The organism is Sorangium sp. So ce321, from assembly GCF_051530195.1.
Lineage (GTDB): Bacteria > Myxococcota_A > Polyangia > Polyangiales > Polyangiaceae > Sorangium.
The window spans coordinates 1,051,886-1,074,627 of record NZ_CP150329.1; the positions used below are offsets into that span (position 1 = coordinate 1,051,886).

Genomic DNA, 22,742 nt, shown 5'->3' on the forward strand with positions numbered 1-22,742 from the left:
GCAGAAGCGCAGGCTGCGGCGGTGTAGGCTCCGCGCCGGGAGCCCGGGTGATTCCAGCGCGCAAGCATCGGTGGTTCAACGCCTGGTTCGCGGCGCACGCGCGCTCGCGGATCCACGGCGCGTTCGGCGCGGTGCTGGCGCGAGGGGTCGAGGCGGCGCGCGCCCTCTCGGCGGAGGCGCCGCTCCTGCTCGTCGCGAACCACTCGTCGTGGTGGGATCCGCTGGTCGTCCTGCACGTGTCGCAGCACCTGCTCGGCGCCGACGGCTACGCCATGATGAACGCGGACAACCTCCGACGGCTGCCGTTCTTCGCGCTCGTCGGGGCGTTCGGCGTCGACCTCGACCTGCCCTCGGACGGCACGGCGGCGATCCGGTACGCCGCGCGGCTGCTCGATCGCCCCGGCCGCGCGGTGTGGATCTTCGCCCAGGGGCGGGAGCGGCCCTCGGACGAGCGGCCGCTCGGCTTCCGCGCCGGCGCGGCGCAGATCGCGCGCGTGGCGCGGCGGGCCAGGGTGCTGCCCGTCGCGCTGCGGTACGAGTTCGCCGGGGAGGAGCGGCCGCGCCTCTACCTGGCGATCGGCGAGCCGGTCGCCGCGCCGCGCGGGCCGCGGGAGCCGGACGCGCCGCGCGGGCCAGAGCAGGCCGCGGCGCCTGGCGCGCCGCGCGACGCCGAGGCGGTGCGCGCCGCCCAGGAGCTCGCCGTCACCGCGGAGCTCGACCGCATCCACCGGGCGATCGGCAAGGCGGCCGGGGCGGAGGGCCTGCCGCTCGACGTCGACGGCTTCCGGTGGATCCACCGGGCCAGGCCCTCGATCGTCGGGCGGGCGGCGGAGCGGCTGCTCGCTCACTGGACGAGACCCCGCGAGCCGCTCACGCCCCGGCTTCCCGGAGGACGCCGCGGCGATCGATCGTGAACCGGCTGGTCCGCCAGAGGATGGTGCGGGTCGACAGCGCCCGGACGAAGGCGGCGCCGAGGACGAGGTCGGCGAGGCACGCGTCGGCGGCCGCGTCGAGGAGCCGCGCGCGCCGGCCGGCCATCCGCGAGGCGAGCGCGGCGACCGCGACGCGGCTCGCCACGGCGAGCGCGGCCGCGGCCGCGGCCGGCGCCGGGGCGATCGGGGCGGCGAGCGCGGCGAGCGCGACGATGAGCGGCGTCGCGAAGAAGAGCGCCGGGTAGCTCGCGAGGAGCGCGGGGCGCTGCGCGCGGATGACGGTGATCCAGCGCGCGTAGCGGGCGATCACGTACCGGAGCGGCCGGCCCGAGGCGAGCGAGGGGGCGACGATCGGCGCCGCGCCGACGGCCCCGCGCCGGGCGAGGAGGCGGCGCGAGAGCTCCATGTCCTCGCCGAGGTACGCGGTGAGCGCCGCGAAGCCGCCCGCGCCGGCGAGCGACGCGGCGCGGACGGCGAAGAGCTTGCCGACGAGCCCGCGCGGATCGAGCCCCGCGAGCAGCGGGAAGGCGTGGAGGGAGCCGCCGAGCACCGCGGCCGAGGCGCGGTCGCCGAGCGAGCGCGCCGGCGCTACCTCGACGGGCGGCGCCCACACGGCGTCGAGCGGGGCGGGGCGCGCGCCGTCGCGGAGCGGACCGACGAGGGCGTCGAGGTCCACGCCGTCGAGATCGACGTCGCTGTCCGCGACGAGGACGACATCGAACGGCGCGGGCTCCCGGGCGATGACCGCGGCGATCTGGCCTGCCTTCCGGTTCGGGCCGGCGGGCGCGGTGAGCGCCACCTCGGCGGGGATCCCGGCGGCGCAGAGGGCCGCCGCCGCGGCCGACGCGGCGGGGAGCGCGCCGTCGCCCGCGTCCGCCACGGCGAGGACGCAGCGCACCGCCGCGGAGAGGCGCGCGCCGGCCAGCGAGCCGAGGGTGCGCTCCAGGTGGGGCTCCTGGCCGGCGAGGGGGCGCACGACGAGGACGCGCAGGGCGCCCGGCGCGGGCGTCTCACCGCCGGCCGGCATGCCCGCCGACGCGCCGTCCAGCGGCGCGCCGGGCAGCGCGCGGCCCTGCGGCGCGCCGCAGGGCCGCGCGCCTGGCGACAGCCGCCTGGAGGCGCGCCGGATCGCCTCGGCGGAGACGCTCGCGACGGCGAACGCCCAGGCGAGGGGCAGGCATGCGGCCGCGTCGAGCAGCGCGCTCACGCCTCCCTCCGCATGCGGAAGGGCAGGAGGAACTGCACCCAGGGGCTGGCGAAGCGGTCGAGCGAGAGCGCCTCGTGGACGACCGTCGCCGGCTTGCCGCCGAACGTCGCCGCCGCCAGGGAGCGCGCGTAGAACGGCGTGTCCTCGTAGGTGCGGAGCAGCCGCGGCGACGAGCCGAGGTCGGCCGCGATGCTCCGCTCCATGCCCCAGCGCGTGTCGCCGATCGGCCGCGGGACGAGCGGCGGGAGCTCGCGCGCGCCGCCGGCCGCGTCGAACGCGCGCGCGAGGAGCATGCGCGTGCCGTCGCGGCGCCGGACGTCGTAGGTGAGGGCGATCCCGTCCGCCCCGACCGCGCGCGACCAGGTCCAGCTCTCGAAGGCGCGGTCGAGCGGCTCGTCGCCGGCGTTCGTGTCGAGGTAGGCGCTGCCGCTGAAGCGCAGCGACGGGTGCGTGAGCTCGACCTCGGCGCGCGCGATCGGCGCGAGGGGCGCCCACCGGTGCCGGCCCCGCCGGTCGAGCGTCACCCCGGCGCGCCCGCCGCGCGCGCCGGACGCCGCCGGCTCCGGCGCGGCCGGGCGGAGGCGCACCGTGCCGGCGAGGCGCGAGGGGATGGGCGCGGTGGTCTCGTCGAAGGCGACGCGGAGCTCGCCCCCGGACCACTCCATGCGGCTCGGGCCGATGGCGAGCGCGCGCGGCGACCTGGAGACAGCGGCCCGCGGCCGCTCGGTCAGCGCCCAGCGATCGGCGCGCGGGCCGTACAGCGCGACGTTCATCGAGCAGTGCATGAGCGGGTCCGCGGCGCCGCGCGCGCGGGCCCTGGCGTAGTACGGCGAGAAGACGCTCCCGAGCAGCGCGATGATCGTGATCGCGCACGTTCGGTCGTCGCTCACCGCATCCAGGTACCACCAGGCATAGCCGCCGTGCGGGATCTCGAGGTCGAAGCGAGGTCCTCCATCACGCTCTGCGCCGCGAGCCGGCCGCTCAGCGCCGCCATCGGCACGCCCGCCCCCGGGTGCACGCTCCCGCCCGCGAAGTACAGGCCCCGGAGCTTCGAGCGCGAGGCCGGACGCGAGAAGGGGGAGTTCCATCCGTGCGACGCCGGCCCGTACAGCGCCCCCCCCGTCGCCGGGAACAAGCGCTCGAAGTCCGCCGGCGTCGTCACCACCGGGGAGGGGCCGACGCTCTTCAGCGAGAGGCCGAACCGCTGCAGTTGATGGAAGACGCGCTGCTCGCATGCATGGATCTCCGTGGATGAGGGGGTGTGGATATCACCTGTGGCAGGGGCGTTGAGGATGAAGAACAGGCGCTCCCCGGCGCGCGCCTCCGGGGCGCCGCCCGAGGGCGAGCCGGGACCGGCGCCGCCGAGCTCCGGCGACGGATCGTTCCAGCGGTCCTCGGCGCAGACGTAGACCGTGCCGTCGCGCGGCACGGCGTCGCGCTCGAAGATGTCGCGGAACTCGGCCTCGTAGTCGCCGGAGAAGAAGACGTTGTGCCGGAGGAGCGGGAAGCCGCTCGCCTCGGCCACGAGCGCCCAGGTGACCGCCGAGAGCGACCGCGGGGCGCCCGCGGGCGCCTTGCGGGCGGCGCGCTGGCCGAACAGGCCGCTCCTCAGCGCCGCCGGATCGGCGTTCATCACGACAGCGTCGGCCTCGATGCGCTCGCCGTCCTCGAGCACGACGCCGCGCGCGCGGCCGCGGCCGTCCTCGATGGCGGCGACGTGCGCGCCGCAGCGCAGGGTCGCCCCGGCGCGGGTCGCGGCCGCGGCGAGCGCCTCGGCCACCCGGTACATGCCGCCCTCGGGGAACCAGACGCCCTCGCGCTCGACGTGCGCGATCACGCTCAGCGTCGCCGGCGCGAGGTACGGGGACGAGCCGCAGTAGGTGGCGTAGCGCCCGAACAGCTGCCGCAGGCGCTCGTCCGCGAAGAAGTCGCCGAGCGCGCGGTGGAGGGTGCGGTGGCCGTCGATCTTCATGATCCCGCCGACGCCCAGGCTGCCCGCCGTGCTCAGGATCGTCCGCAGGGTGGGCCGCTCGGCGCGCAGGAACGGGCCCTCCACGACGTCGAAGATCTCGCGCGCGTACCGGCAGAACCGGCGGTAGCCGTCCGCCTCCGTCGGCCCCGCGAACGCGCCGATCGCCTCCGCGGTGCGCTCGACGTCGGCGAAGAGGTCGAGCCGCGCGCCGTCCGGCCACGCGTGGCGCGCGAGCGTCTCGGCCGGGCGGAGCGGCACGTGGTCCTCGAAGCGGAGCCCGAGCGACGAGAAGATCTCGTCGAGGACCCACCGCATCGTGAGCACCGTCGGACCCACGTCGAGGCGGCGGCCGTCGAGGACCACCTCGCGCATCTTTCCGCCGACGCGCGCCGCCCGCTCGAGTAACACGACGTCGAGCCCGTTCGATGCAAGGAGCGCAGCCGCGGTCAGCCCGCCGATGCCCCCGCCGATCACCACGACGCGATCTCTCGTGTCCGCCATGGCTCCCGAGTGTACCCGCTGCGCCTTGTTTGTCTAGGCTTTGTTTAACTACTGCGCAAACCATTGACAAACCTCGGAATGTCGCCAACACTCGGTCGTCATGGATTCCGATCGCCGGATCGAGCGCGTGCTTCTCGTAGCGATTGAGTCGCTCTCCTCGCCTGCCTCGCCCCCCGGGCTCCTGGCGGCGACGCACCACGCCGTCTTCCCCGGCGGGGCCCGCGTCCGGCCGCGGCTCTGCCTGGCTGTCGCCTCGGCCTACGGAGATCCCGCCCCGGAGGTCGCCGACGCGGCCGCGGCGGCGGTGGAGCTCATGCACTGCGCGTCGCTGGTCCACGACGACCTGCCGTGCTTCGACGACGCGCCGCTCCGGCGCGGGCAGCCGTCGGTCCACCGCGCCTTCGGCGAGCCGACCGCGGTGCTCGCCGGCGACCAGCTGATCGTGCTGGCGTTCGAGGCGCTCGCGCGCGGCGCGCTCCACGCGGTGGCGAGCGGCGTCACCGACGCGCGGAGGGCGGTGCGGTTCTTCGAGGTGCTCGCGAGCGGCGTCGGGATGCCGCAGGGGATCATCGCGGGGCAGGCGTGGGAGTCGGAGGGGAAGGTCCCGCTCTCGACCTACCGGCGCGCGAAGACGGGGGCGCTCTTCGAGGCGGCGGCGACGCTCGGGGCGCTCTCCGCGGGGCAGGACGGGGCCGCCTGGGGCGACCTGGGGCAGCGCATCGGCGAGGCGTACCAGGTCGCGGACGACGTGCTCGACCTGATCGGGCAGCCGGAGGACATGGGCAAGCCGGCGGGGCGCGACGGGGCGCTCGGGAGGCCGAACACGGCGCTCGAGCTCGGGCTCTCCGGGACGACCCGGCTCCTGCAGCGGCTCATCCAGGACGCGATCGACGCGGTGCCGCAGTGCCCGCGGGCGGACGACGTGCGGTCGTGGGCGATCGAGCTCGGGGACAGGCTGCTCCGGGCGTGCCGGATCCGGGCGGCGGCGCCTACCCTCAGCTCCATGTAGCGGACCGGCCCCCTGAGGGGGTGCTCGTCGCGCGGGGCGGGCACGGGCCGAACTCGCCTTGGACGTCGTGTGCCCGACGTGCTGCGCACGCCGGACACACGACGTCACTTGGGCTCAGACATCAGCCCGTGCCCGCCCCGCGCGACGAGCACCCCCTCAGGGGGCCTACCGTGTTTGCGGGAGGGGCGGTAGGCCAACTCGAGAGCTGTTCTGGACTTATGATTTCGGGGGGAATACCGATGTTGGCGCGCGGCCGGACGGAACTGTAACGCGGGATCGGGGGAGGCCTTAAGCGCTGTCCATCTGCGCGAGAGGGGCTGCGCCCAGGCTCGACGAACGCTCTTCAGGGTGACATCCTCGGGAGCCTTTCCGCGTCTGTCGCGGTGGGGGTAAGGCCCTGAGCGGCGCGGAGGTGCTATGCCCTGCGTCCGCCTGACTGGCTTTCATCGTTGTCCGCGATCGGGGGGATTGGGGATGAGGGCGATCCGGGAGCAGCACGCCACCATCGTTTCTCGCAAGCTCGAGGCAGACAGCCCCGGAGGCATGCGCGAGGCGATCACGTCCGTCGAGCAGCTCGCGCGCATGGCGCGCGGGCGCCTCCGGGACCGCGTGGTGGACGTCGGAGCGGCGAGCGCCGGGCTCCGGGGCGCGACGAGGAGCGCGAGCCTCGCCAGGGCGAGCGGCGCCGGAGGCGTGCCGCTGCACGTGTCGCGGATGCTGCTCGACCAGCACCAGCTCGCAGCCCACGCGCTCGCCCACCTCTACGCGGAGATCGAGGCCTGCCGCTCGCTCGCCAGCTGGGCCTGGGAGGTGGGCGGCGGCGAGGCCAGGGCCGTGGCCGAGGCGCACGCAGGGGCGCTGCTGCTCGCGCTGCGCGGGGGCGTCGACCTGGGGGGCGGCGAGGTCGCGCCGCTCGGGGAGCTCGAGCTGCGCGAGGACGAGGTCGCCAAGGCGATCGGACACCCCGCCGTCGCCGCATGGGCGCGCGACGCGGGCTCGGGCGCGGCCGTGGCGTCGCTCGCGCGCACGGCGGCAGAGCAGGGCATCCCCGGCGTCGGCGGCGCGGAGGACGAGCGCGTCGGCTGGATACGGCACAACATGCGCGACTTCGTCGAGCGCCTCGTCGAGCCGCTCGCGCCGGAGATCCACCGGCGCAACGGGCTCATCCCGGAGTCGATCATCCGCCGCATGGGGGAGTTCGGGGTGTTCCGGCTGGCCATCGCGCCAGAGCACGGGGGCGACGGGCTCGGCGTCGCCGCCATGGTCACCGCCGTCGAGGAGCTCGCGCGCGGGTCGCTCGGCTTCGGCGTGCTCTCCATGACCGCGTCGATCGCGGCGGACCTCCTCGCCCGCTCGGGCACCGAGCCGCAACGCCGGACCTGGCTGCCCCGCATCGCGGGCGGCGAGGCGCGCTGCGCCCTCGCGCTCTCGGAGCCCGCGTACGGGTCGGACCTGGCGCGCGTCGTCACGCGCGCCGAGCGGCAGGACGACGGCAGCTACCTGCTCACCGGCAAGAAGGCGTGGGTCACCGGGGCGTCCCGCGCCGACCTCGTGCTCACCCTCGCGAGGACCACGACGCCAGGCGGTCAGGGGCAGCAGCCGCTCGGGCCGAGCCTGTTCGCGGTCGCCAAGCGGCGCGGCGCGCCGGGCGCCGACTTCCCGGACGCGGGGATCACCGGGGCCGAGGTGCGGGCGCTCGGGCAGCGGGGCATGGGGCACTACGAGCTCCGGATCGAGGGGCTCCACGTCGGCCGCGAGGCCCTGCTCGGCGAGCGCGAGGGCGAGGGGATCAGCCAGATCCGCCGGGCGCTCCTGGTCGGCCGCATCTACGCGGCCGCGTGCGGCGTCGGGGTGGCGCAGGCCGCCCTGGAGCTCGCGCTGGAGCGGGCGAAGACGCGCGTGCAGTTCGGGGCGCAGCTCATCTCCTTCCCGCGCGTGGGGCACCGGCTCGGCGGGCTCATCGCCCGCGTCGCGGCCGCGCGCCAGCTCACGCGCGCCGCCGCGCAGGCGGCCGACTCGGGCAAGCCGTGCGAGGTCACGTCGGCGATGGCGGCGCTCTTCGCGAGCCGCGCGGCCTGGGACGCCGCCGACGCCTGCATGCAGATCCACGGGGCGAACGGCTACGCCGAGAGCTCGGTCCCGGCGCGGCTCCTGCTCGACGCCCGCAGCCTCGCCTTCCACCTGGGCACGCGCGAGGTGCTGGCGCAGGGCATCGCGCGCGCCCTGCTCGAGGGCTCGCTGCCCTGAGCGCGCCGGCCTGCCCGCGCGCGGGCAGGAGCGCTGTCGAAAGCACCGCGCCTGTGACATGATCGCGCGGACCGATGGCCCGCGTCCGCTCCCCTCGCTACGGTCGCAAGCTCGACGATTTCACGGTCGGCGCGGTGTACGCGCACCCCTGGGACGTCACCGTGGACGAGGGGATGCTCGCGCTGTTCGCAGCCTCGTTCCAGGACGCGATCCCGACCTACGCGAGCCGCGTCGCCGCCCGCTCGCTCGGGCTCAGGGACAGGCCGGTGAACCCGCTGCTGCTCCTCAACCTCGGGATCTCCTTCAGCGTCCACGACGTGAGCGAGCAGGCGATCGCGCACCTCGCGTACATCGACGTGCGGTTCCCCGACGCCTGCTATCCAGGGGACACGCTGCGCGCGAGCTCGATGGTCATCGGCAAGAAGCCGGTCTCGACGGGCGACAAGGGCGTCGTGCACGTCAGGACGCAGGTGGTGAACCAGGACGGGCTGCTCGTCTGCTCCTTCGAGCGCAAGGCGCTCGTGCCCTGCGGCGCCGCCGCGGAGCGGCCCGCGGACGCGCCGCACGCCGTCGACCAGCCGGCCGGGCCGCCGGCGCGCCTGCCGAAGGAGCTCGACGGCCCGCTGCCGCCGGCGCCGCGCCACGGGGGCTTCGCCTGCTTCTGGGACGACTTCGAGGTGGGCGACGTGCTCACCCACGAGGTCGGCCGCACCGTCGGGGACAGCGAGCACATGCAGCTCGCGACCCTGCTGCGCAACTCCCACCCGCTGCACCTCGACGAGCAGTACTGCCGCTCGAGCTCCTTCGCGAAGACGCGCGTCGTCCACGGGGGGCTCGTGCTGTCCTGGGTGCTCGCGCTCTCGAGCAGGGACACGGCCGGGCGCGCCGTCTGGGACCTCGGCCTCGACGACGGGGCCCACCCGAGCGGCGTGCTCGCGGGCGACACGCTCTTCGCCGCGTCGAAGGTGGTCGCCCGGGAAGAAGGCGGCGCTGGCGCGGGGAGCCTCACGCTCCGGGTCATCGGCGTGAAGAACACCCCGCCGCGCGCGCTGCTCGCGCAGGGGGCCGACCTGTTCACCCCCGAGCTCGGGAAGACGGACGGGAGGGTCAAGGAAAAGGTCGTGGAGATCACGCGAACGCTGCTCGTGCGACGGCGCGAGTAGGCGCCGCGGCTCGGCGCGGCGGCGCCTGCTCGCGCCGCGCCGGCGCCCGCAGAAGAGGAACCCCCCGCGGGGCCCGCCGCGGCATACAATGCGGCGCCATGAAGACCGCCGCGCCGCGACGAGGAGCTGGAGGGCCATGAGCGCGGCGGCGAGCCGTGAGCTGGACGCCCTCCGCGCGCGCGTCGCCGAGCTGGAGCGGGAGCTGGCCCGCATCGGCGCGTCGGGTCAGCCCGCCGCCGGCCCGGGCGCAGGCGCTCCGGACGCGGACCCGGGCGGCGAGCCAGCCCCCGCGCCCGCCGGGTGGGAGGCGCAGCTCGACGAGGCCGAGCAGGCGGCGCAGATGGGCAACTGGATCTGGGAGGTCGAGCAGAACCGCGTCGCCTGGTCGCGGCAGCTCTTCCGGATCATGGGCTGCGATCCAGCGAAGGACAGGCCGAGCACGGAGGCCTTCCTCGCGGCCGTCCACCCGGACGACCGGGAGCGGATGACGACGCTCCTGCAGCGGGCGATCGAGACCGGAGAGGGCTCGGGCGCGAGCGCGTTCCGCGTGCTCCGCCGGGACGGCGCGGTGCGGGAGTGCCTCCTGAGCAGCCTGCCCATCGTCGACGGGGCGGGCCCGCCGTCCCGCTACTTCGGCGTGGTCGTCGACCTCACCGAGCGCCGCCGCGCCGAGCAGGAGCTCCGCCGCAGCGAGCGCATGCTGAACGAGGCGCAGCGCATCGCCCACGTGGGCAGCTGGTCGTACGACCTCGCCTCGCGGACCGTCCGCTGGTCCGAGCAGCTCTATCACATCCTCGGCGTCGACCCGTCGAAGCGCCCGACGTTCGAGCTGTTCGCGAGCCTCATCCACCCCGAGGACCGCCACCGCGTCCTCGGCGGCGCGGAGAGCGCCTCGCCGCTCGGGATCGCGAGCCCGGTCGAGTGCCGCGTCGTGCGCCCCTCGACCGGCGAGCTGCGCCACGTGCAGATGGCGGCGCAGCTGCTCACCGACGAGACGGGGGCGATCGTCGGGCTGGTCGGCACGAGCCTCGACATCACCGAGCGCCGGCGCCTCGAGGAGCAGCTCCTGCACAGCCAGAAGCTCGAGGCGATCGGCCGCCTCGCCGGCGGGGTCGCGCACGACTTCAACAACATGCTCACCGCGATCTTCGGGCACAGGGAGCTCGCGGCGCGCAAGGTGCAGGCGTCGTCGAACGTCCTCGAGCACCTCACGCAGATCGGCACCGCCGCGGAGCGCGCCGCCGCGCTCACGCGGCAGCTGCTCGCCTTCGCGCGCAAGCAGCTCATCCAGCCCACCGTGGTCGACCCGAACGCGCTCATCCTCGGGGTGGAGTCGCTCCTGCGCCCGCTCGTCGGCGAGGACGTGGAGCTCGACGTGCTGCCGGGCAGCCAGATCTGGCCCATCCGCATCGATCGGGGCCAGTTCGAGCAGCTGCTCATGAACCTCGCCGTGAACGCGCGCGACGCGATGCCCGCCGGGGGCCGCCTGACGTTCGAGACAGCGAACACGACGATCCGCCCGGACGACGCGGAGCGGAGGCCGGAGATCGAGCCCGGGGACTACGTGGAGCTCACGGTCACGGACACCGGGCAGGGGATGGAGGACGCGATCCAGCAGTACGTGTTCGAGCCGTTCTTCACGACCAAGGAGCCGGGCAAGGGGTCGGGGCTCGGGCTCGCGACGTGCCACGGCATCGTCAAGCAGCACGGCGGCCACATCTGGTTCTCCAGCGCCTCCGGGCAGGGGACGCGCTTCACGATCTGCTTCCCGCGCGTGCACGGCGCGCCGTGCGAGCAGCCCGCGCGGGCGCACGCGGCCGTGGTCGGGGGCACGGAGACCGTGCTCGTCGTCGAGGACGAGGCGCAGGTGCGCGAGCTCTGCGTGGCCTCGCTGCGGTCGTTCGGCTACTCGGTCCTCGCGGCGCGGAGCGGCAAGGAGGCGGTCGCGCTCGCGGCCGCCTACCCCGGCGCCATCCACCTGCTCGTCAGCGACGTGGTCCTCCCGGACGCGCGCGGCCCCGAGGTCGCGGCCGTGCTCGCCCGCGCGCGCGCCGCGCTGCCCGTCCTCTACGCGTCGGGCCACACCGAGGACTCCCTCGTCCCGGGCGATCTGCTCGACGGGTCCGTCCACTTCCTCTCCAAGCCGTACACGCCGACGCAGCTCGCGCAGGCGGTGCGCGACGTGCTGGACGCGGCCGCGCTCGCGCGCCGGGCGCAGGGCTCCGCCGACGCGTCGGCGGCCGCCGAGCGCCTGCAGTGAGCGCGCTCGTGTGGGAGCGGGGGCGCACGCGCAGCAGCGGCGGCGCCGGGGTGGGCGGTCGGTCCACGTGTGCCCCGTGGGCCAGGCGCGCCACGCGCGCGCGCGCAGCGCTCCACGCTGGCTACCGCCGCGCGGGTGCATCTATCCTGGACGAGCGGCTTTCGCGATGAAGATCCGGGGCTCAGCGCTGATGCACACGAGGACCTACCTGCAGACGCGGTGGGGGAGCCAGGCCATCTCGGTGCTCGATTCCAAGCTGCCCGCCAGCGTCCGCGCGGTCTTCTCCTCGCCCGACCTCGTCGCGCACAGCTGGTATCCCGTCTCGGTCTGGAACTCCATCGCGGACGAGATCTCGCGTTGGCCCAACAAGTCGGGTGTCATCCGCGATCTCGCGGCCTACGTGGCCGAGCAGGACCTGACGCTCGCGCACAAGGTGCTCCTCAAGCTCGGCACGCCCGCGCTCGTCATGCGGCAGGCCGGCGTGATGTGGGGCATGTATTTCAATGGCGGTCGGCTCGCCCCCCTCGCGGAGGGAGAGCGGTTCTTCCGCCTGATACTGTATCTTGGCGTCGACCCCCAGGCCGACCCGGGGCGCCAGACCTGCAGGGACGCCGTGCCGGCGTGGCAGGAGAACGCGCTCCGGCTGGCGGGCGCGCGCGGCGGGCAGAGCCTCCATACGAGGTGCCGTTTCGAGGGACACCCCACGTGCGAGTACGAGGTGCGCTGGCTCCGCTGACCCGCTCCCGCGGGCGCCGGCTCGCGGCGCGCGTCACGACCTGGTGCAGAAGGCGAACAGGTTCACCTGGGCCTCCTCGGCGCGCACCTCCACGGGGGTGTTCCCGAACTTGGACCGGGCGAACAGCGTCTTGAGATCCTCGGCGCTGCGGTGGATCAACTCCCACTCGAGGACGTGGTCCATGAAGGCCTTGCTCGGGTTGTTCACCCCGAAATTGCCCACCAGCGCGATGCCCCCGGGGAGGAGCTTGTCATACATGCAGTTGAGCAGGCTCACGACGAGGTCGTCCCGGAGATAGTCCGTGAGCCCGATGCTGTAGATCATGTGCTGGGGCTTGAGCACCGTCCTGCCGCGGCCGTGGGCGAGCCGCACCACGTTGTCCTGGGCGAAGCTGAAGCGATCCATGACGCCGAGCTGGTCGGCGATTCCGGCGGCGTAGGCGAGCGCCTGGTTGTCGATATCGATGCACGTGGCCTTGATATCGGGCGGCTCGCTGCCGTCGGCGAAGAGGTCGAACAGCTCCCGGGCGGGGCCGCTCGCGAGGCTCGTCACGAGGACCGGGCCAGACGCGTGGGCGCGGCACGCCTCCAGGAGCGCGCGGCTCAGCACGCCTCTGCGGTTCTTGACGGCGCGGCAGGCCTCGAGCGAGAGCCCCCACTGGTCGATGAAGCGGCCGAGTCGGCCGTCGCCGGCGGGCTCGTCGTTGTACATCATCTCGATGGTGTAGAAATCGCCCGCGTAGCCGCGCGGCTTCGTGTAGCAGCGGTCGACGGTGCGGCTCAGCATGAAGAGCGAGAAGGTCTCGCGGAACACGTAGGCGCCGATGCCCTTCTCGAGGTGGCGCTCGCGCTCGATGTGATCGCGGAGCGCGGACACGATGGTCTGGCACGCGGCGCTCACCTTCTCCTGGATCTCGGCCTCGGGGTGCTTGGCCTCCTTCACCATCCTGTCGGCGATCATCATCTCGAACTTGAACTGTTCGACCGTGTCGATGAGCTTGGGAGGGATGTTGTTGGTGCCGGCCTGGCCCGTCCTCGCCGCGTGGAAGCGGTTGACCTGCGGCACGTCCTCGACGAGGAGCGGCGGGAGCATCGCGGTGTTCTCGCGGAGGCGCTGGGCGAGCATGATCGCGAGCGACTGGTAGAAGCGCGCCGCGAGGCCGGGGACCGAGGCAAGGAGGGAGTGCACATACGGGCCCTCGATCACGTCGAGCGTGGACTCCTCGCGGGCGACGACGGAGGCGCTCGCGGCGGCGCTCTCGAGGAACGACATCTCGCCGAAGATGGCGCCCGGGCCGAGCTGGCGGAGCGCGACGCCGCGCCCGAGGTGGGCGACCTCGACCCCGACCAGCCCGCTGCGCACGATGAAGATGCCCTGCCTGCGCGAGCCCTCCTCGAGGATCTGCTCGCCTGGTCGGTAGGTGACGCAGGTCGACTTCTCCAGCAGCAGCCGCTCGTCATCCTGGGTCAAGAACTCGAAACCTGTCGTCATGATGCCTCCCGACCACCGTGGGCGCCTCGACGTCGCGGAGAGCCGGGTTCCTCCCCCCCGGCGCGACGACAGGGACGTCCACGCGTGCGCCCCTTCTATCACGACGCATCACGCCTCCGCTGGGGCATGGCGGTCCGCCCGCCGGCTCGGCGTCGATCGCGGGCCCGGCTCGCCGCGGCGCGCTCGGTCACCGCGCGCCGGGCTCGCCGCGGCGCGCTCGGTCACCAGGTCACCGCGGGGCGCAGGCCGCGACGCCGCCGTCCTCGGCGAGCACCAGCACACAGGTGCGGAGCACATCCATGCCGGCAAATCCGTCCGACGGACAGGTCGCCCGCCGCTCGCCGGGCAGAAGATCGATATCCGCGGCGGCGTCGAACCCCGCCATCCGGAGGCGAGCGCCCGAAAGAACGGGAACGGTGTGCCTGCCTGAGGCGGCGTAGGCGCTCCTGTCGCCGGTCGCCCGGCGCGACAGCCGCTTGCCCGCGGGGGAGACGGCGAAGAGCGAGCTCTGCGACGCCCCCGAGTCGAGCTTCAGCGTGACGGGGATCCCCTCGACGCTCGCCCCGGCGGTGAGCTCGCTGCCCTGGTTCGGGCCGCCGCAGCGGCCGAGCTCGACGACAGCCGCCTCGCCGAACCGCGCCCGGAGCGCGCGGGCGGCCTCGTCGCGCGGGGCCTCGGTCATCCGGCCCTCGCGCAGGTCGAGCACGACGGCGCGGCCCGGCCTCGCCAGCTCCTGCGGCGCGACGACGCCGCCGATGCCGATGCGCTGCAGGACGTCGGGCATGGGGACGACGAGCAGCGTGGGGACCTCGACCCGACCCCACCCGGAGAGCGCGAGCATCGCGTTCTCGAGGCGGGAGACCGCGAGGGGCCTGCCCGCGTGGTCGACGGCGACGTCGCCGGCGGTCGAGAGGGGCAGCGCGAGCTCGTCGGCGAGCCAGCGGGCGAGGACGTGGTGGGAGGCGCCCGTATCGACGAGCAGCACGGTCGGCTGGCCCGCCACGACGGCGTCGATGAGCGGCGAGGGGAACGCGCGGTCGTTGAGGTGGTACTGGAGGCTGGCCCGGCGCTCGGGGCCCGCCGCCGGCGCCGCCGGGCCCGCGCCCGCCGCCGGGGAGCCCGCGGGCGAGGAAGGGTTGGAGGACGCCTCGCCAGCGCCGGCGGGCGCCGCGCTGCGCGGCGAGGCCGGCGCGGCGCGGACCGCGGCGGGCTCGGCGCAGCCGGCCACCGCGAGCGCGCCGGCCGCCGCAGCGGCAGAGAGCGCGGCGGGGAGCTGCCTGCGAGCGCGCGGCACGAGCCTCACCGGCGCGCGCCGTCCCCCGGAGCGCGGTGGCGCGCGCGTCGCGGCGCGCCGTCCCCCTGCCGGCTCCCCCGAGGAGAGGTGGCCCCATCAAAAAGTTTCACCAGGCCATCATTGGCCGACGATCGACGTCGGTCAAGCAGGGACAGCGGATGTCGCGGCGGGGATCCGGGGGGCACGCGCGTTGCGAGTCTTGCGAGTCAGCGTGGGTCTCCAGGCAAAAGGACTCTCCTTGAGATCTCGACTCGAGAACGTCTCGATTGTCCTCTTCGCGGTCTCCGGTACGGCGCGCTGCGGGCTCGCCGGGTGCGGCGCCGACGCACAGGCGCCGGAAGAGACCGCCGAACCGCATCACCCTCGGAGACGAGAGCTGGGGAGTCGACGACCTGGACGTCGTCGCTCGGTAGAGCCCGCGGCGCTCGCGTCGGGCCGCCGCGCGAGGGGGCCTTGCGCGGCGCCCGCGCGCGCTGCTTCAGCACGGATGAGCCTGGCGGCCGAGCTCCAGCGGCGACGGAGCGGATTCGACCCCCGCGCCCGCAGCCGCGGTTGTCAGCCGGCGCGTCTCGCTGCAAGGTTCGCGCAGGAGGAGAAGGCGAACGCATGATTCAGATCGAGGCCAGGCACCTGATTCACTGCGACGAGGACACCTTCTGGGAGCTCTTCTTCAGCGCCGAGGTCAACGAGCGGATGTACCGCGACGTCCTCAAGTTCCCCGCGTTCGAGGTGCTGGAGCAGCGAGAGGACGAGCGCACCATGGTGCGCAAGGCGACCGGTCAGCCCCGTATCCACGGGCTCCCCGCCCCGATCCAGTCGATGCTCGGCCCGAACTTCCGTTACATCGAGGACAGCGTCTTCGACAAGGCGGCGCGGTCCTGGAGCTGGACGATGGCGCCGAACCTGCTCTCGGACCGGCTGCGCAACTCGGGCACGCTGCTGGTCGAGCCGTCGGGCCCGGGAAAGGTGACGCGCGTGGCGCGGGCGACCATCGAGGCGAAGATCTTCGGCTTCGGCAAGGTGCTCGAGGGCATCATGGAGAAGGAGATGCGCGCGGGGTGGGACGACAGCGCGGCGTTCCTCAATCGATGGGTGGCGGAGCACCCGGCCCAGGCGACGGCGAGCTGAGCACGCCAGTGCCCCCCGCCAGGAGGCCGGCCAGGGATGGCGGGGCTTCTGCGCCGCTTCGCGGCGGCCGCGCGCGGGCAGAGCTAGCGCCGGCCGCCGCCCCGGTTGCGTCGCCGCCGCCGCGCGAGGACCAGCGCGACCAGCCCGCGCGCGGCCCGGCGAGCGCCTGCCGCTACTCGACGCAGCAGAGCGTCGACTGCCCCGTGGGATCCAGCGAGCCGCTGAGGCTCGTGCGCGCGGTGCAGGTGGAGCTGGTCGGCATGCCGACGAGGTGAGCCGGGGGCGAGTAGGCGTACTCGCAGTACCGACCGCCCTGCTGTATACGGGCGTGATCGATGCAGCTGTAGTCGTTGCCGAGCTCGACGTGCACGTAGTTGCAGTCGCCGCCGCTCGCGGTGCACGAGCACGACGAGCACGTCCGGGTGTCGTTGTACCCCCGGAACCAGTCGCTCTCGCGCCGCGCGTAGCCGCTGCAGGTGGCGCTGCCGGAGACGAGCGCGCACTGCGCCGCCGGCGCCTGCCTCGGGACGCAGGCCTCGCCGGCGCCGCAGCCCACGCCGGCGCTCGCGTGGCAGAACTTCCTGGACTCGGTCCACGTCGCCGGCGCGGGGATCGCCGTGCCGGTCGCGGTGCAGCTCTGGATCACGTCGAAGAGGTCCACGCGCACGCCGCCCCAGTCGACGAACCCGTTGTTGATCGGCCTCGAGTCGCAGGTGAACCCGACCCGCTTCGCGAGCGTGCCGCGCGTCCCGCCCTCGTCGGCCTGGCACTGCGACTCGTCGGCGTAGAGGTAGAGATCCGCCGCGCAGTCGGTGGGGTTCGGCGTGCAGCCGCATCCCTCGCAGCCGCTGCCGGAGAGGCCGCGGAAGAGGAGCGTCTCCTTCGCGGTGAACCCGTCGGGGCACGGCTCGGTCGCGTCCACGACGACGCCGAGCTCGAAGTTCGTGGGGGCCGGCAGGCAGACCGCGCCCTCCGCGCAGTCCGGGTCCGCGCAGTCGACGGCGTCGTCGCAGTCGTCGTCACCGCCGTTGAAGCAATCCTCGACCTGCGTGCAGCCGGTCGTCGCGCTCGTGCCGGCGCTCGCGCTGGAATGTTCGGTCGTGCCGGCGCCGTCACCGCCGCCCGACCCGCCCGCGCCGCCCGCGCCAGCGAAGTTGCGCTCCTGGACGCTGCAGGCCGAGAGGCTGACGAGCGCTGCTATCGCAGGCCCACGAAGGTTCGTCATCCTGCCAGGATAGCCGCGACCGGCTCGAAATGGGCAAAGAGGTCCCTGGCCTCCTGGAGGTCCTGGAGCCTGACATACTCGGACACGGCGTCGAAGCGGGCCCAGAGCGCGTTGACCGCCGCGTTCGAGTGCGCCTGATCCACGGCCTCCTTCGATACCCACTCGAACACCTCGACGAGGGTGCCGTCGGACGCGCGCATCACGATGGGAGCGCGCTCGGTGGCCAGCTCCTCGCGCCGGAGGACCGGGAGGTGGTCCCGCACGGCGGCGAGCAGCTCGGCGTCCTTGCCAGGCTTCGGGCGGTAACATGCGATGACCAGATAGCCCATGGCGCGATTCTCTCCGAGGCCGCTCGGCCGCGCAAGCCGCGCACCGCCGCGCCGGACGGCAGAGCGTCGCGCGATCCAGGCTCGCCGCGACAGGGCGTGAAGGGGCGAGTCGCCCCTGCGCCGCCGGGGTGGAGAGGCCGTCACGGAGCCGTGGAGAGCTGGAGGCGGCGCTCCACCTCGGCGCGCGTCGGATACGAGGGCTGGCACCCCTCGCGCTCGACCGAGATGCCCGCCGCCGCGATCGCGAGCCGGAGCGCGGCCTCGATCGCCATCCCGGAGGCGAGCCCGCCGGCGAGCACGCCCGTGAGGGCGTCCCCGGCGCCCGTCGTGTCGACAGCGCGGGCCGGCAGGGCGGGGAGCTCCTCGCCCGAAGGCAGCAGCACCGCGCCGCGCGCGCCGCGCGTGAGCACCACGCGCTCCGGCAGGTGACCGCGCAGCGCCTCGTGCTCGAGCTCGTTGACGACCACGAGATCGAACCGCCCGACGAGCGCAGGATCGATGGCGTTGACAGGTGACGGATTGCAGATCGACAGCGCGCCGTCGGCCCGCGCGGCCGACAGGACGCCGGCGACCGCCTCGGTCGGGATCTCGCCCTGGCAGAGCCAGACCGCGGCCCCGCACGGCGCGGGCGGCGCGACGAGCGCGTTGGCGCCGGGGATCGCGAGGATCTGGTTTTCGCCGGCCCCGTCGACGCAGATCAGGGCCACGCCCGTCGTCGCGCCGGGGTGGACCGCCACGGCGGAGAGCTCGACGCCGTCGGCGGCGAGCGCGGCGGCGCAGAGCTCGCCGTGAGCGTCGTCGCCGCGCGCGCCGGCGAGCCGCACGCGCGCGCCGGCGCGGGCCGCCGCGACCGCCTGGTTCGCGCCCTTGCCGCCCGGCGCGACGAGGAACCGCCGGCCCAGCACCGACTCGCCCGGGCGCGGCAAGCGCGGGCCGTAGCCGAGGAGATCGGCGGTGATCGAGCCGCAGATCGCGAGCAGATCCATGCCCGCCGCATACCACGGACGCCGCCGCAGCGCCGAGCCGCCGGGCGGCCCCGGGGGCGCCCCGATCAGGGGGTCAGGCCCCCGTCCCGAGCCCGAGCCCGAGGGTGAGCAGCGTGCTGCGGCCGAGCAGCCATGCGAGCGCGCGCAGCGGCCATTTCGCCTGGCGCGCCACCTCGCCCCTCGCTGCCTCGGGCAGCTCGTGCTCTCCCTTGCTCGGGCGCGCGAGCCGGTGTCGCCGCGCCCTGTCCACGCGCTTCTGCGCCGGCTCCCTGGCGAGCTGCGCCGGCCCGCGCCGCTTCGGCCGCGGGTAGATCTCGGCGTCGAAGAGCAGCGCGCCGTCGGGCGCGTAGCGCCGCGCTCCCGAGCCGCTCTCGAAGAGCCAGACGCCATCGTCGGCGGCCAGGAGCACGGAGTCGCGCCACACCCGATCGGCCGAGCCGTCGAGGCAGGGGCGGAGCTCCTCCTCGCCGGGCCGGGCCACCCTGACGCGGCGGTGGTAGAGCACCGCGACGAGCCCGCGCGCGCTGACCGAGAACGCGAGCCCGTCGAGCGAGCCGTCGCGCGGGTTGATAAGGAAGGTCCTGAGCGCGCCGCGCGGGTCGACGACGTCGAGCCGCACCCCGCGATGGCGGGAGAGGACGCCGAGCCCGCCGCCGGGCAAGCGCCTCACCGCCTTCACGCCGCGGCGGCTCAGGACCGCTCCGGGGAGAGCGGCGGAGTCGCCTTGCACCACGGCGATTCGCCCCCTGTCGATACGCACGTGGACGCCGAGCGCGCGGGCCTCACGCCCGTGGAGCGCCGGGACCATCGCGCTGCTCGTCGCGTGCTTTTCGAGCGAGGCGCCCGTCGCGGCGTCGAGCACCTCGTGGCCCTCGCCCGCGTAAAGGACGATGCGCTCGCCCTCGCACGAGAGCCCGAGCGCCTGCCTGCCCGCCGGTCCGGAGACGCGGTCCCGACGGAGCCACCGCACGCGGAGATCCGGCTCGAGCGCCAGCGCGACCCGCTCGTGCACGTCGTCCACGATCCGGCGCGCCGCGGTCGGCTCCCCGCTCGCGAGCGCGAGCAACACGAAGCCTCCGTCGTCGAGCGGCGCGACCCTCGGGGCCTCTCTCCAGTCGAAGAGCCCCTCTTGCACCACGGCGGAGTGCCCGCTGATCGGCGCGAGCCGCTCCGACGCGATGAGCCACGTCACCGGGGCAGGGGGGCGCGCCGCCCGCGAGGACTGCTTGACGACGTGCGGGGCAGCCCCGCAGCGCTCGCAGCCGGCCACGAGGGCGCCCTCGTCGAGCGCGGCGCTGCACTGGGCGCACGCGGGCGGCGCGGCGCCCAGCTCAGCGCCCTCGGCCGTCGCCTCGGCGCCCTCGGCCGCCGCCTCGGCGCCCTCGGCCGCCGCCTCGGCGTCCTCGCCGAGGAGGAGCGCGCCGAGATCGAGCCCGGCGATCGGGATGGCCGAAGGCCAGCGCCGACAGGCGTGCTGCGCGCCGCAGCTCGCGCACGAGAGCGGCGCGTGCCCGCTCGAGCGCGGGCTCGGGGCGAGGGGGGCCCGGCACGCGCGACACGCGAGCTCCGCTCGAGAGAACTCGAGCGATAGCGACATGTCCTGCACGCGCTGCACCTCGCCCGGCAGCAAGCGCGGACCGCGGTAGAGCGGCTCGCGTAGCATGCGTTGCCACACGCGGCCCGTTATCTCGGTGAATGTACCGCACACGGAGCAAAGGACCTTCGTGTCCACACGGTTGATCGGCAGCATCGCCTGACAATGCTGGCACCGCCCCCGCATCGTTACGCACAGCGCTTCCACGGCAGCGTTCCTTGCTCCCCCGACTTCGTCACGTGGGCCATCTCACGGACGATGAACGATACAAGCGGCATCGGAGATGAGATGTCAAGTCATAACGATCGATGATCTGAATCGGTTAAACCAGCAATGGATTCCACCCGCGCTGCGTGCGACGGAATCCATCCCTACGGCTCACCTCCTCCTCATCGAGCACGCGTTTGCATCGCTGGCGGCCTCCGGGGCGCCCGGCGCGCGCTCTTCTGCATACTTCCGCACAGAGGTGCCTGCGGCGAGCGGGACTGGCGCCTCGCGCGGGCGCTGTCATGAGAATGTCGTATTTCGCCAGGGCTTCAGGAGCTGCGATGAGCGCCGTCGTGGGTCGACAGGGGGAAGCGACGCAGAGCCTCCGGACGCCCTCGAAGGAGCGCTTGACAGCCGGACAGGGGTTTGAAAGTCCTGTTTCACGAGGGAGAGAGCACGATGGTCGCAGCGAGTGAGACGACGCAGGCGAGCCGGCGGCATCCGGCGACGATGACCCACGCGGAGGCCGTCGAGCGGGCCCGCGCCATGGCGGATGACGTCCGGGCCCGGGCCGGGGAGGCGGAGGCGCTGCGGCGCATGCCGGAAGCGACGATCCAGGGGTTCGTCGACGCGGGGCTCGTGCGCCTCTTGACGCCACGCGCCTTTGGCGGCCACGAGCTCGCGTTCGACGCGTTCGCGGACGCGACGATCGAGATCGCCCGAGCCGACGGCTCGTCTGGATGGTGCTTCTCGTTCCTCAACGTCCACTCGTGGCTGCTCGCGACGTTCCCTGTGGAGGCGCAGGAGGACGTCTGGCGCAAGAACCCCGACGCCCGGCTCGCCAACGTGAATGTCCCGGCGGGGCAGGCCGCGCGGGTGGACGGCGGCTACCGGATCTCGGGCGACTGGCCGTGGGCGAGCGGTATCCAGCACTGCGACTGGGCGATGCTGGCCGGGCTCGTCCCGGCGGAGGCCGGCGCCGCGGGCGGCCCGCCGGAAGTGCGCCTGTTCCTGATCCCGAGGGAGGACTGGGAGGTCCGGGACACGTGGCGCGTCACCGGGCAGCGCGGGACGGGCAGCCACAACGTCGTCGTCAAGGACAGGCTCGTCCCGCAGCACCGGACCGCGACGATGGCGGAGCTGAGCGGCGGTCAGTCGCCGGGCGGCGCCTTCCACGCAAACCCCATCTACCGGCTGCCGTTCATCGCCGCGCTCGCGCCGTCGCTGGTCGCGACGATCGTGGGGGCCTCCCAGGGTGCCTATCAGCGGTGGCGCGCGGCGACCCGGGACCGCTGCACCATGTACAGCCGCGAGCAGGTGGCGTCGCTGTCGCACCAGCAGATCCGGCTCGCCGAGATCTCGGCCGAGATCGACGCGGCGGAGCTCATGCTGCGGCGGTCGCTCGACACGCTCCGCCCCGGGGGGCCGCTCTCGATGGAGCAGCGCGTTCGCATCCGCAGGGATTACGCCTACAGCGCGGTGCTGTGCGTGCGCGCGGTGGAGCGGATCTACAACGCGAGCGGCGGCGGCGCCAACTACGAGTCGAACCCGATCCAGCGCGACTGGCGCGATGTGCACGCCATGGCGGCGCACGCGGGGATCAACTTCGACGCGGCGGCCGAGAACTTCGGGCGGATGGAGCTCGGGTTGCCGCTGAACCCCAGGGATCCTCTGGCGTAGCGCCGGGGACAGCGCGGAGCGGCGGTCACCGCAGCGCTTCCGGTGGCTCCTTGAGCACGCAGAGGGCCAGCTCGGGATCGCAGGTGACGCGCTCTTCCAGATCGGGGTTGATCCCGGACCCGACGAGCCGGCCGGCCGCGACGTCCGCCTGCGGATCGCAGAGGCTCGGATCGGTCGCCCCGTCCTGGCCGGCGCACGGGACCGACGGCCACAGGCCCACGACGCTGTAGGACGCGGTGCAGTCGCCCCTCGTGTAGGTCAGATCCGCCGTCATCTGCGTCCCGGGGAAGGCCGCCGTGACGTAGACGCGGACGTTGCTCCACTCGTAGCGGATCCGCGTCGCGGGGCGCTCGCCGAACGCCGGGAGATCCAGCTCCGCGGGGCTGAGCGACGCGACAGAGCACACGTCGTCGTCGTCCGGCTCCACCGAGGCGAACTCGCCCATCGAGAGGACCGCGCCGCCGTCGATCGGGACGCCCGCGCCCTCGGCCTCGCCGGCGAGCGCGCCGAGCTCGGTCGTGCGGATGGCGAGCAGCGCCCTCGAGAGATCCTGCTCTTCCCGGTCGTCCGCCTGGGAGGGGTTGTACTTCTCGAGCCCGATGACGTCCCCCCGCAGCGTGTCGCAGTCGCCTTCGCCCTGCTTCGAGCCGGGCTTCAGCGTGTAGGTCGCGGCGAAGCCGCCGTGCCCGGTCGTGCAGTTGATCCTCGGCTGCTCGCAGGAGGCGACCAGCGACGCGAGGACGACCATCAGACCGGCTTGTGTTCCGTGGGTTCGTTTCAT

The 22,742-nt window shown here is 74.2% G+C and carries 18 protein-coding genes; 8 read left to right on the plus strand and 10 right to left on the minus strand.

The genetic code is table 11. The features are described 5' to 3' along the window. Nucleotides 1-47: 47 nt before the first annotated feature. Nucleotides 48-914: a lysophospholipid acyltransferase family protein gene (locus tag WME89_RS04065; RefSeq protein ID WP_438007945.1), complete on the plus strand. Its 867-nt coding sequence runs from the start codon at nt 48-50 to the stop codon at nt 912-914. Here the strand turns inward: WME89_RS04065 and WME89_RS04070 are convergent. From WME89_RS04070 to crtD, 3 genes are read right to left on the minus strand one after another with little or no spacing between them, the layout of a single operon-like run. Next, a complete protein-coding gene (locus WME89_RS04070; protein WP_438007946.1) occupies nt 871-2,139 on the minus strand; it encodes a glycosyltransferase in 1,269 nt (422 codons plus the stop codon). The genes WME89_RS04065 and WME89_RS04070 overlap by 44 nt on opposite strands. Beyond that, a complete protein-coding gene (locus WME89_RS04075; RefSeq protein WP_438007947.1) occupies nt 2,136-3,029 on the minus strand; it encodes a carotenoid 1,2-hydratase in 894 nt (297 codons plus the stop codon). The genes WME89_RS04070 and WME89_RS04075 overlap by 4 nt, the downstream gene beginning before the upstream one ends. After that, nucleotides 3,026-4,612, minus strand: coding sequence for a 1-hydroxycarotenoid 3,4-desaturase CrtD (crtD, locus tag WME89_RS04080; RefSeq protein WP_438007948.1), 1,587 nt, complete (start codon nt 4,610-4,612; stop codon nt 3,026-3,028). The genes WME89_RS04075 and crtD overlap by 4 nt, the downstream gene beginning before the upstream one ends. Nucleotides 4,613-4,712: 100 nt before the next feature. Here crtD and WME89_RS04085 point away from each other — a divergent pair, with 100 nt between their 5' ends. The 5 genes from WME89_RS04085 to WME89_RS04105 all read left to right on the plus strand — a co-directional run bounded on the left by WME89_RS04085 (nt 4,713) and on the right by WME89_RS04105 (nt 12,027). Continuing rightward, nucleotides 4,713-5,621 (plus strand): polyprenyl synthetase family protein, encoded by a 909-nt coding sequence (locus WME89_RS04085; RefSeq protein ID WP_438007949.1) that lies wholly within the window; start codon nt 4,713-4,715, stop codon nt 5,619-5,621. Nucleotides 5,622-6,095: 474 nt separating this feature from the next. Further along, nucleotides 6,096-7,868 (plus strand): acyl-CoA dehydrogenase family protein, encoded by a 1,773-nt coding sequence (locus WME89_RS04090; RefSeq protein ID WP_438007950.1) that lies wholly within the window; start codon nt 6,096-6,098, stop codon nt 7,866-7,868. A 74-nt stretch (nt 7,869-7,942) separates the two neighbouring features. Next, on the plus strand, nt 7,943-9,031 hold the full coding sequence (locus WME89_RS04095) for a MaoC family dehydratase (protein WP_438007951.1): 1,089 nt from the start codon (nt 7,943-7,945) through the stop codon (nt 9,029-9,031). Between the two features lie 136 nt (nt 9,032-9,167). After that, the gene (locus WME89_RS04100) at nt 9,168-11,291 is read left to right on the plus strand and encodes an ATP-binding protein (RefSeq protein ID WP_438007952.1); all 2,124 of its coding nucleotides are present in this window, start codon (nt 9,168-9,170) and stop codon (nt 11,289-11,291) included. A 166-nt stretch (nt 11,292-11,457) separates the two neighbouring features. Next, nucleotides 11,458-12,027: a hypothetical protein gene (locus WME89_RS04105; protein ID WP_438007953.1), complete on the plus strand. Its 570-nt coding sequence runs from the start codon at nt 11,458-11,460 to the stop codon at nt 12,025-12,027. 33 nt (nt 12,028-12,060) lie between these two features. Here WME89_RS04105 and WME89_RS04110 read toward each other — a convergent pair whose 3' ends face one another. Both WME89_RS04110 and WME89_RS04115 read right to left on the minus strand, forming a co-directional pair. Then, nucleotides 12,061-13,518: a cyclic nucleotide-binding domain-containing protein gene (locus WME89_RS04110; protein WP_438007954.1), complete on the minus strand. Its 1,458-nt coding sequence runs from the start codon at nt 13,516-13,518 to the stop codon at nt 12,061-12,063. A gap of 229 nt (nt 13,519-13,747) precedes the next feature. Beyond that, nucleotides 13,748-14,812: a retropepsin-like aspartic protease gene (locus WME89_RS04115; RefSeq protein ID WP_438007955.1), complete on the minus strand. Its 1,065-nt coding sequence runs from the start codon at nt 14,810-14,812 to the stop codon at nt 13,748-13,750. 606 nt (nt 14,813-15,418) lie between these two features. Here WME89_RS04115 and WME89_RS04120 point away from each other — a divergent pair. Continuing rightward, a complete protein-coding gene (locus WME89_RS04120) occupies nt 15,419-15,940 on the plus strand; it encodes a DUF2505 family protein (RefSeq protein WP_438007956.1) in 522 nt (173 codons plus the stop codon). A 172-nt stretch (nt 15,941-16,112) separates the two neighbouring features. Here WME89_RS04120 and WME89_RS04125 read toward each other — a convergent pair whose 3' ends face one another. From WME89_RS04125 to WME89_RS04140, 4 genes are all read right to left on the minus strand, one after another. Beyond that, entirely contained in the window at nt 16,113-17,165 is a 1,053-nt protein-coding gene (locus WME89_RS04125; protein ID WP_438007957.1) for a hypothetical protein, read from the minus strand. Continuing rightward, on the minus strand, nt 17,162-17,494 hold the full coding sequence (locus tag WME89_RS04130) for a hypothetical protein (protein WP_438007958.1): 333 nt from the start codon (nt 17,492-17,494) through the stop codon (nt 17,162-17,164). The genes WME89_RS04125 and WME89_RS04130 overlap by 4 nt, the downstream gene beginning before the upstream one ends. Before the next feature lie 140 nt (nt 17,495-17,634). After that, on the minus strand, nt 17,635-18,480 hold the full coding sequence (locus tag WME89_RS04135) for a PfkB family carbohydrate kinase (protein WP_437623676.1): 846 nt from the start codon (nt 18,478-18,480) through the stop codon (nt 17,635-17,637). A gap of 73 nt (nt 18,481-18,553) precedes the next feature. Beyond that, nucleotides 18,554-20,230: a hypothetical protein gene (locus WME89_RS04140; RefSeq protein WP_438007959.1), complete on the minus strand. Its 1,677-nt coding sequence runs from the start codon at nt 20,228-20,230 to the stop codon at nt 18,554-18,556. Nucleotides 20,231-20,740: 510 nt separating this feature from the next. On the opposite strand from WME89_RS04140, the gene WME89_RS04145 reads away from it, so the two are divergent. Beyond that, the gene (locus tag WME89_RS04145; RefSeq protein ID WP_438007960.1) at nt 20,741-21,961 is read left to right on the plus strand and encodes an acyl-CoA dehydrogenase family protein; all 1,221 of its coding nucleotides are present in this window, start codon (nt 20,741-20,743) and stop codon (nt 21,959-21,961) included. 25 nt (nt 21,962-21,986) lie between these two features. Here the strand turns inward: WME89_RS04145 and WME89_RS04150 are convergent, their stop codons facing one another. Further along, the gene (locus WME89_RS04150; RefSeq protein ID WP_438007961.1) at nt 21,987-22,742 is read right to left on the minus strand and encodes a hypothetical protein; all 756 of its coding nucleotides are present in this window, start codon (nt 22,740-22,742) and stop codon (nt 21,987-21,989) included.